The 9595-nt window shown below is 55.2% G+C and carries 4 protein-coding genes; all 4 read left to right on the top strand.

The genetic code is table 11. The annotated features are described in order from the left end of the window. Positions 1-604 precede the first annotated feature (604 nt). The 4 genes from VFU50_19780 (at position 605) to VFU50_19765 (ending at position 9595) form a co-directional block, all read left to right on the top strand. A complete protein-coding gene (locus VFU50_19780; protein ID HEU5235108.1) occupies positions 605-4936 on the top strand; it encodes a DUF4082 domain-containing protein in 4332 nt (1443 codons plus the stop codon). A 331-nt stretch (positions 4937-5267) separates the two neighbouring features. Then, on the top strand, positions 5268-6938 hold the full coding sequence (locus VFU50_19775) for a CTP synthase (GenBank protein HEU5235107.1): 1671 nt from the start codon (positions 5268-5270) through the stop codon (positions 6936-6938). A gap of 58 nt (positions 6939-6996) precedes the next feature. Then, positions 6997-7836 (top strand): 3-deoxy-8-phosphooctulonate synthase, encoded by an 840-nt coding sequence (kdsA, locus tag VFU50_19770; GenBank protein ID HEU5235106.1) that lies wholly within the window; start codon positions 6997-6999, stop codon positions 7834-7836. Positions 7837-8086: 250 nt separating this feature from the next. After that, positions 8087-9595 carry an ATP-binding protein gene (locus VFU50_19765; protein HEU5235105.1) on the top strand — a complete coding sequence of 503 codons (1509 nt, stop codon included), beginning with the start codon at positions 8087-8089 and terminating at the stop codon, positions 9593-9595.

Here is a 9595-nt window from a genome sequence, read left to right as displayed (position 1 = left end):
CTTTGCATGCCGGCAGCTCGACATCCGTTCCACTGCCTGGCGCTTCTCTTCTACCGTCCAACGTCGATATCGCCTCATCTACTCTCCATTCGCTGTAGATAGGGATTTTCTCTCCTGTCTCACTTTTGGGGGTCACTCCAGAGATTCGCTTGTGGCAGGGAATTCTATCGTTGCCGATTCATCTCGGTTGAAAAACTTTGCATCTTGCTTATCCACAGGCCGGATGTGTACTGTGGAAACGCTTCGACTTGGAAAGACCTCAAATCAGTCCCCCCTTCAAGTTTCGGCCCGCTAACTCTCTTTTTGTCTAGAACCCGGCCCAGGCGTCACTGACGTCGAAGCCAGACTCGCATCGCGTTTCGCCATTGGCGAATGCTAGCGCGGAGCATACATGCCCATTTTAGGAAGTCGAAGTGTTCTGACCTTTTTAGAGATCTTTGCCAAAACATCACCAGTTAGTCGTAGAACCAGTAGGCGTCGGCGGCTGCTGCGTTGTCAGCAAGTTGGAACCTTGCTGACCGTCGCATCGATCATGCTGCTTCTTCCAGGTCGCCTTCATGCGTCATGCTCGTCTCCGAGCAATGCAATTGAGGCGGAGAACTGTTTGACTGGCACGCCTGCTACTACATGGGATATCAGCGGCTCAGGAGACGCGACAATTCAAGGGTTCGCTACTGACATTAGCTTTAATGTTGGGCAAACCGTTTCCTTCAAGATCAGCACCGACGCCACGAACTATCGTCTGGATATCTACCGCATGGGCTACTACCAGGGACGTGGTGCTCGCCTCATCACGAGCATTAGTCCATCGGTCACGTTGCCGCAGGCTCAGCCTGCTTGCCTTACAGACAGCACGGTTAACTTGGTCGATTGCGGAAATTGGGCAGTATCGGCGACTTGGACTATTCCGTCGGGTGCCGTTTCAGGAATCTATTTTGCTAAAGTCATTCGTCTGGATACAGGTGGGGCAAGTCATATTGTTTTCGTCGTTCGCAATGACTCCAGTTCGTCGGACATTCTATTTCAGACGTCGGATGAAACCTGGCAGGCCTACAATCCCTATGGAGGACACAGTCTATACGGCGGAAATACATTTGACCTGACCAATCGAGCCTACAAGGTCAGCTACAACCGGCCGTTTAGTACGCGCAGCTTCCAGGTTCAATCCTGGGTTTTCTACGCCGAATATCCCATGGTGCGCTGGCTCGAGGCCAATGGCTACAACGTAAGTTATTTCACAAGCATCGATGCGGACCGAAATGGGAATCTGATCAGGAATCATCGCGCATTTCTATCCGTCGGCCACGACGAATACTGGTCTGCACAGCAGAGGGCGAATGTTGAGGCTGCTAGAACTGCAGGCGTCAGTCTGGGATTTTTCAGCGGCAATGAAGTTTTTTGGAAGACCCGATGGGAGAACAGTATCGACGGCAGCGGCACAGCACATCGGACACTCGTCTGCTATAAGGAAACTCTCGGGCCAAGCTCCAGTCCGCCAGCTACAGCGGCAACCGATCCGTTGGATCCGCCTACATGGACTGGTACCTGGCGGGATCCCAGCAAAAGTCCGCCAGCGGACGGTGGTCGTCCGGAAAATGCACTGACCGGCCAACTGTTCCGCGCGAACGGTCCCGGAACAGACAACACTAACCTTTTTATTCAGGTCCCAGCGGCACAAGGAAAACTCCGTTTCTGGCGTAATACGCAAGTGGCCGCCCAATCCGCAGGGCAGACCTATAACTTACCTGCCGGTACTCTGGGATACGAGTGGGACGTTGAGCCGGATAACGGGTTTCGTCCTGCCGGCGAGTTCGATCTTTCTACCGCCACTTATAACCTGACTACGGACTACCTGCTCGACTTCGGCGGTAGGTACGGTGCCGGTACGGCGACTCACCACGCATCACTCTATCGATCTTCTAGTGGCGCGCTTGTGTTTGGCGCAGGTACCGTGCAGTGGTCCTGGGGACTCGACGCAGCTCATGACGGTGGCGGCTCCGCCGCCGATCCGAATATGCAGCAGGCAACGGTGAACCTGTTTGCGGACATGGGCGTCCAGCCGGCAACGTTGCAGGCAGGTCTCGTTTTGGCCTCGAAATCTGTTGACAGTCAGGCACCCGCTTCGACTGTCACTTCTCCAAAGAATGGGGCAACACTCTCTTTCGGCAGTTCGGTAAACGTTACGGGAACGGCCACGGACATCGGCGGATTGGTTGCAGGTGTAGAAGTCTCCACCGACGGAGGAAGTACCTGGCATCCCGCCACTGGAACTGCTAACTGGTCGTACGCATGGATTCCTTCTTCGGCTGGATCGATCACACTGCAAAGCCGCGCCGTAGATGACACAGGCAATCTTGAGAGCCCTTCCTCAGGAGTCACTGTGACTGTACCTGAGCCGAGTGCTCTTACGATCTTCAGCCCAAGCGCGGTGCCGGGCATACTTGATGTGGGGCCTGACCAGGCGGTGGAGTTGGGAGTAAAGTTCACCGCCGATGTAAACGGTAGTATTAAAGGTATCCGTTTTTACAAGAGCACCAGTAACACTGGAACACATATTGGGAATCTCTGGAGCAGCTCCGGAGCACTATTAGGATCGGCTACTTTCAGCGGAGAAACTGCTTCCGGATGGCAACAGGTTAATTTCGCAACTCCCGTCAAGATTACATCGGGAACAGTGTATGTGGCTTCGTATCACACGAATGTCGGTCACTACTCGGACAATTTGGATTACTTCACAAACTCAGGAGTCGACAATCCGCCATTGCACGCATTGCAGGACGGGTTGAGCGGCTTTAACGGACTTTTCGCATATGCGTCAAGCAGCACCTTCCCCAATAATGGATTCCGCGGCTCCAATTACTGGGTCGATGTATCGTTTGTTCCCGCGGCTGTGCTGAGCTCGATCTCGGTGACGCCGCTCAATCCCAGTATTCAGTCTGGCAAGACGCAACAATTTAAGGCGACCGGAACGTATAGCGACAACAGTACGCAGGACATCAGCGCAGAAGTGATCTGGTCGTCATCGAATACAGCGGTCGGCACCATTAACAACGCGGGATTAGCCACAGCTATCGCCGGAGGAAGTGCAACGATTACGGCTACACAAGGGGCGGTGAGCGGAAGTACAACGCTGACTGTGCAGCCGACACCGATAGTGATTAGCACTACGACATTGGCGAGTGGTGTACAGGGTCAGGCTTACTCGGCAGTATTGACCGCGAGTGGCGGAACGGCGCCGTACAGTTGGTCGCTGATCAGCAACACAGTGCTGCCGGCGGGGCTGAGCCTGTCGAGCGGCGGGCAGATCAGTGGCACTCCAACCGTGGTAGGAACATCGACCTTCACTGTGCAGGTGAGCGACGGCGGGAGTCCACAACAATCGGCCAACAAACAGCTAAGCATTTCGATTACAGCACCCCCCACGATCTATACGATCTGGAGCGCGACTGCGCTACCTGGCATAGTGGATGCCGGGGCGGATTCTGCAGTCGAGCTGGGAGTGAAGTTTAAGGCGGACGTGAATGGGACGATCACTGGAGTTCGTTTCTACAAAAGCAGCGCAAATACCGGTACGCACGTAGGAAGTTTGTGGAGCAGCTCCGGCACGCTGCTGGCTTCAGCAACGTTCAGCAATGAAACCGGATCAGGATGGCAGCAGGTGGATTTCGTGCCGCCAGTGAGTATTACTGCCGGAACAGTCTATTTGGCCTCGTACCACGCAAATTCGGGTCACTACTCCGTTGATCTAAATTACTTTGCATCTGTCGGCGTGGACAACGCTCCACTGCACGCACTCCAGAACGGAGTGAGTGGCTTTAACGGAGTCTTTGCGTACGGATCGACAAGCATTTTCCCAAGCAATGGATTCAATTCTTCCAATTACTGGGTCGATGTTGTTTTCACTCCTTCTGCTGCTTTGAACTCGATTGCGATCACACCGCTCAATCCCACTATCACAGCCGGGAGCACCCAACAGTTCAAAGCCACTGGAACGTATAGCGACAACAGTACGCAGGACATCACGTCACAGGTGAGTTGGTCATCATCGAATACGGCGGTCGCAACGATTAACAGCGCTGGTTTAGCCACCGCCATTGCTGGAGGAAGTGCAACTGTTAAGGCAACACAGGGAACCGTGAGCGGAAGTACAACCTTGACTGTACAACCGACAGCCTTAGCAATCAGCACTACGTCATTATCGACTGGCGTCCAGAACCAGGCTTACTCGGCAACCTTGGCTGGGAGCGGAGGGACGGCGCCGTACACTTGGTCGCTTGCCAATAACACGGTGCTTCCGGCTGGCCTGAGCCTATCAAGCGGCGGTCAGATCACTGGTGCGCCGACCCTGATTGGAACTTCGAACTTCACCGTAAAGCTGACGGACGGTGGCAGTCCGCAACAATCGGCTACGAAACAGTTGAGCATCACGGTTACGGCACCACCGACCTTCTACAGCATCTGGAGTGCGAGCACCGTCCCAGGGACAGTGGATGCGGGCCCTGATTCTGGTGTGGAGTTGGGAGTGAAGTTCAAAGCGGACGTGAACGGGTCGATCAGTGGGATTCGCTTTTACAAGAGCAGCGCGAACACGGGAACGCATATTGCCAATTTGTGGAGCAGCTCAGGCACGCTGCTGGCATCAGCGACGTTCAGCAATGAAACCGCATCGGGATGGCAGCAGGTGAACTTCGCCACGCCAGTAAGTATTACTGCGGGGATGGTGTACGTTGCTTCGTATCACCTGAATGCAGGTCACTACTCGATGAACCAGAACTACTTTACGACTGCGGGAAGCGACAACGCTCCGCTGCATGCATTACAGAATGGAGTGAGTGGCTTCAATGGAGTTTTTGCTTACGGTACCACGAGCACGTTCCCGAGCGGCGGATTCAATTCGTCTAACTATTGGGTCGATGTCGTCTTTACTACTCCTTGAGATCATTTGCGAGTGAATGATGCTCCAGTTCGAGAGCGCGAGGCCGCGAGATCGAGAAACGGCTCCCGGCAATGCATTTTGGCAGCTCAAGTTGCTGTGCTGACACGAGCAACCTCTTTGGCTGCAAGCCGTTCGGAGTCAGAGCAAATTTCTGCCAAGAAATTCACAATTTATTCATAGGCCGAGTTCTGCCATAATTGGTCGTGCACCCCTATGCGGTTCAATCCGGCCCTGCCTGGAAAGGCGTGGGGCGGAGCCTCCGAACTGCTGCCTGCCGGTGGGACCTGCCGGCGCGCACTTCCAAACACATAAATAAAGAGGCGAGGAGCGAATGTCGGCAAAGTTCATCTTTGTGACTGGTGGCGTGGTGTCGTCCTTAGGCAAAGGACTGGCAGCGGCCTCGATTGGCTGCCTGCTGGAGAGCCGTGGACTGAAGGTCAGCCTGCAGAAATTTGATCCGTATTTGAATGTCGATCCGGGGACGATGTCGCCTTTTCAGCACGGAGAAGTCTTCGTCACCGACGATGGTGCCGAAACGGATCTCGATCTGGGACACTACGAGCGCTACACCCACGCCAAGCTCAGCCGCGACAATAACCTCACCACCGGCAGAATCTACGAGCAGATCATCACCAAGGAGCGGCGCGGAGATTATCTCGGGAAGACGGTGCAGGTGATTCCGCACGTCACCAATGAAATCAAAGCCGCGATGCGCAAGGTGTCCCAAGATGTGGATATTTCATTGGTGGAGATCGGCGGGACGGTCGGCGACATTGAGTCGCTACCATTTATCGAGGCCATTCGCCAGATGCGTCAGGAGCTTGGGCGTGAGAACACGATCTTTGTTCACGTCACGCTCGTACCCTGGATTGCGGCTGCCGGCGAACTCAAGACCAAGCCTACGCAGCATTCAGTGAAAGAGTTGCTGAGCGTCGGAATTCAGCCTGATATCTTGCTTTGCCGCACCGATCGTTTTCTGGCAAAAGAGCTCAAAAGCAAGATCGCGCTCTTCTGCAACGTGGAAGAAGAGGCCGTGATTACCGCCAAGGACGTCGCTTCCATCTATGAAGTCCCACTGGTTTTTGCCCACGAAGAAGTTGACACGCTCGCGCTGAAGTATCTCCATCTGCAGGCTCCGGAGCGGAACCTCACGGCGTGGGAGGACCTGGTCCATCGCGTCTACAACCCAAAAGACGAGGTTTCAATTGCGATTGTCGGTAAATACGTCGAGTACGAGGATTCGTACAAGTCGCTGAAAGAAGCGTTGGTTCATGGCGCTGTGGGCCAGAGCCTCAAGCTGAACGTCACGTGGGTTGAGGCTGAGGGACTCGAGACGAAGGATGCTGATGACCGCTCTTACGAAGCGCAGCTCGAAGGTTATGACGGCATTCTCGTTCCCGGAGGATTCGGCAAGCGCGGCATCGAAGGAATGCTGAACGCGATTCGCTACGCGCGCGAGAAGAAGGTTCCGTACTTCGGAATTTGTCTGGGAATGCAGACCGCTTGCATCGAGTACGCGCGCAACGTCTGCGGTCTCGAAGATGCCGACTCGAGTGAGTTCGATCAGGGCACGCCGCATCGCATCATCTATAAGCTGCGCGAGTTGAAGGGAATTGACGAGCTCGGCGGCACGATGCGTCTCGGTGCCTGGGAATGCAAGTTGGAACCGGGCTCCTTGGCCGCTCGCGCGTATGGAAAGATGGAAATCAGTGAGCGCCATCGCCATCGCTACGAATTCAATCGCGAATATGAGGCGCTGCTCACCGGTGCGGGATTACGCATCACCGGATCCACGCCCGATGGAACTTACGTTGAGATCGTCGAGATTCCGGATCATCCTTATTTCTTGGGCTGCCAGTTTCATCCTGAATTCAAGTCGAAGCCACTCGAGCCGCATCCACTCTTCCGCGAGTTCATCAAGGCGTCGTATGAGAATGGACGCAGGCGCCGTGCGCACGACGTAGAAGTGGAAGAGGAATTGTTCCTGCGGCCGAAGCGGTAGACTTTTTGTCATTCCTCCCAAGCTTTTAAACTAATAGGGATTCCTCACAGCGTTCGGAATGACAACAGCAAAAGCTGAATTCGAAATCGGCAATGTACAGGTTGGCGCCGGCGAGCTGTTTCTCATCGCCGGTCCTTGCGTGATCGAAAGCGAAACTCATGCGCTGAAGATGGCGGAGTCGATCAGCGAGATCACGCGCGCGCTGCGAATGCCATACATCTTCAAAGCTTCCTACGACAAAGCGAACCGCACCTCGCTAAAGAGTTTTCGCGGTCCAGGAGTAAAGGAAGGCGCGCGCATTCTGCGCAAAGTTGCCGAGGTCCACCGCGTGCCCGTACTCACCGACATTCACGAGCCGGAGCATGCTGACCCAATTGCTGCAGCCGTAGATGTATTGCAAATTCCGGCGTTTCTCTGCCGTCAGACCGATCTGCTCGTGGCCGCTGCCAAAACAGGACGCGCTATCAACGTCAAAAAAGGACAGTTCGTTGCGCCGTGGGACATGCGACATGCTGTCGAGAAGATCAGGGAAAGCGGGAATGATCGCGTATTTCTCACTGAGCGCGGATCGAGCTTTGGCTACAACAATCTCGTGGTGGACATGCGCTCACTGCCCATTCTTCGGAAGCTCGCTCCGGTTGTTTTTGACGCGACCCACTCGGTCCAGCTTCCAAGCGCGGGCGGTTCCGCAAACGGGAAACCGCAACAGAGCGGCGGGCAACCTGAATTCATCCCAGTGCTCTCACGCGCTGCCGTCGCGGTTGGCGTTGATGGCGTATTCATGGAAGTTCACGACAATCCAGCGCAAGCCAAGTCCGACGGCGCGAATGCTCTGCCTCTCACGGATTTGAAAGCCACACTGGAACGGCTGCTCGCCATTCATCGAGCGGCTCGCTAGTACAAATCCGAACGTACGGCTGCTAAAAGAAAAGAATGGTGGTGGATGCCTTCCATTGATGCGTAACGTCCATTTACGCGAACTGTGGTAGCATCTCTCCTAAGTTTCTGCGCATCTCATTGAAGTTAGTTTGCCGTGAGAGCGGGTCGACAGCTTATGCCCGCGCGGAATTGGCGCTCATTCTATGTCTCCCAATTCCACGATTTCTTCCGTCGAAGCATCCGAGATAGCACCTCCCTATAAACTTTTTTTGCGCTTCAGATCGAGCCATGCTGGACTCTTGTTGCGTGGCTTCCATGTAGGCGGATACTGGCTCGCGGTTCTTACGGTTCTCCTGGCATTCGGGCTGCGACTCGCCGTGGATCCCTGGCTCGGAGATCAGGATCCGTACATCGTCTTCGTCGTAGCCATTGCTGTCACCGGACTCTACGCAGGCGTTCGTCCTGCGATTTTGGCCACCGCGCTGGGAACGGTGGTTGCTTATTTTTGTTTTGTCCCGCCACGTTATCAGTTTGGCTTTGCCGGCATCGACGATGCCGTCGGGTTTGGCGTGTATCTGATCACCGCAGTCGCCGTGGTGCTTTTGATTCATGCGCGCATGCGGGCGGCCTCCCAGGCAGAAAGCGCGCTTGAGGCGCACATTCAGAGCGAGCAGAGGCTGCACGATGCGCAAACGCTTTTCCGCAATTTCATGGACCACAGCTCTGCCTGCGCATATCTGCGCGACGAAGATGGTCGATGCGTTTATGCCAATGAAGTTGCAAAACGGGAATTTGGTATCGATCTCGATACGGCTGCTTCCCAAATACCAGGCGCACAGACGAATTTCCAGTTCCGCGATCAGGACCGCCGGGTCCTGGACCTCGGCCATGGTATGGAGTTTGTCGATCGAGCTCCTGGCGTGGGGGGAGAACGATACTGGCTCACCAGTAAGTTTCCCTTCGTTGACATGACCGGTCATCGGTTTGTCGGCGCCATTTCGTTCGAGATCACTGATCGCATCAATGCGGAGGAGATTCTTCGCAAAACCGAGAGGCTTTCGGCGGGCCAGCAGATGGCTTCGCTGCTCGCGCACGAAATCAACAACCCGCTGGCGGCTTTGACGAATATCGTGTTTCTGCTGAACCAGCAGCCGCTACCGTCGCCAGCGCGAGAATTTGTCGGGGAAGCGAAAGAAGCGCTTTCCCGTATCAACCGAATTGCCAGCATGACATTGGACTTCTACTTCGACGAAGACACGCCGGCTCCCCTGGACGTGTGCCAATTGGTCGACGAAGTGGTGGAAATGCTTAGGGCAACGGAAGGATTCCGAAAGATTCAGGTGGCGCGTGAGTTCAGTTCCGACACTCACCTCATCGCATCGCCGCCGCGCATTCGCCAGCTCATCATCAGCTTGCTTACGAACGCGATGGAATCCGGTGCGCAGACCGTGCGTATTCGCGTTCGTATGGGATGGGATTGGCATCGCCGAAGCCGCGGAGGCGTGCGCATCACCGTTGCCGATGACGGTCGCGGTATTGCTCGCGAGCTCCGCGACAAAGTCTTCGAGCCTTTCGTCAGCACGAAAGGCGAGAGAGGAGCCGGCTTGGGATTGTGGGCGAGCCGCGCCGTTGTCCTCAGGAACGACGGAACCATCCGGCTGCGAAGTTGCACCTCAGGTGCGAATCGCGGTACATGCGTGCGCCTTTTCCTGCCTACCTTGGCGTCGAACTTCGAAGAAGCGATGTTTCACTCCGACCAGAGCGCATACCAGTCATAA

It is taken from the genome of Terriglobales bacterium, assembly GCA_035764005.1.
Taxonomy (GTDB): domain Bacteria; phylum Acidobacteriota; class Terriglobia; order Terriglobales; family Acidobacteriaceae; genus Gp1-AA112.
The sequence above is the reverse complement of the archived record's forward strand: the minus strand, read 5'-3'. Positions and strand labels throughout refer to the sequence as shown.

Bases quoted from the DNA above. Each gene is read 5' to 3' on its own strand.
- VFU50_19775 (HEU5235107.1), top strand. From the start codon at position 5,268: ATGTCGGCAAAGTTCATCTTTGTGACTGGTGGCGTGGTGTCGTCCTTA.
- kdsA (HEU5235106.1), top strand. From the start codon at position 6,997: ATGACAACAGCAAAAGCTGAATTCGAAATCGGCAATGTACAGGTTGGC.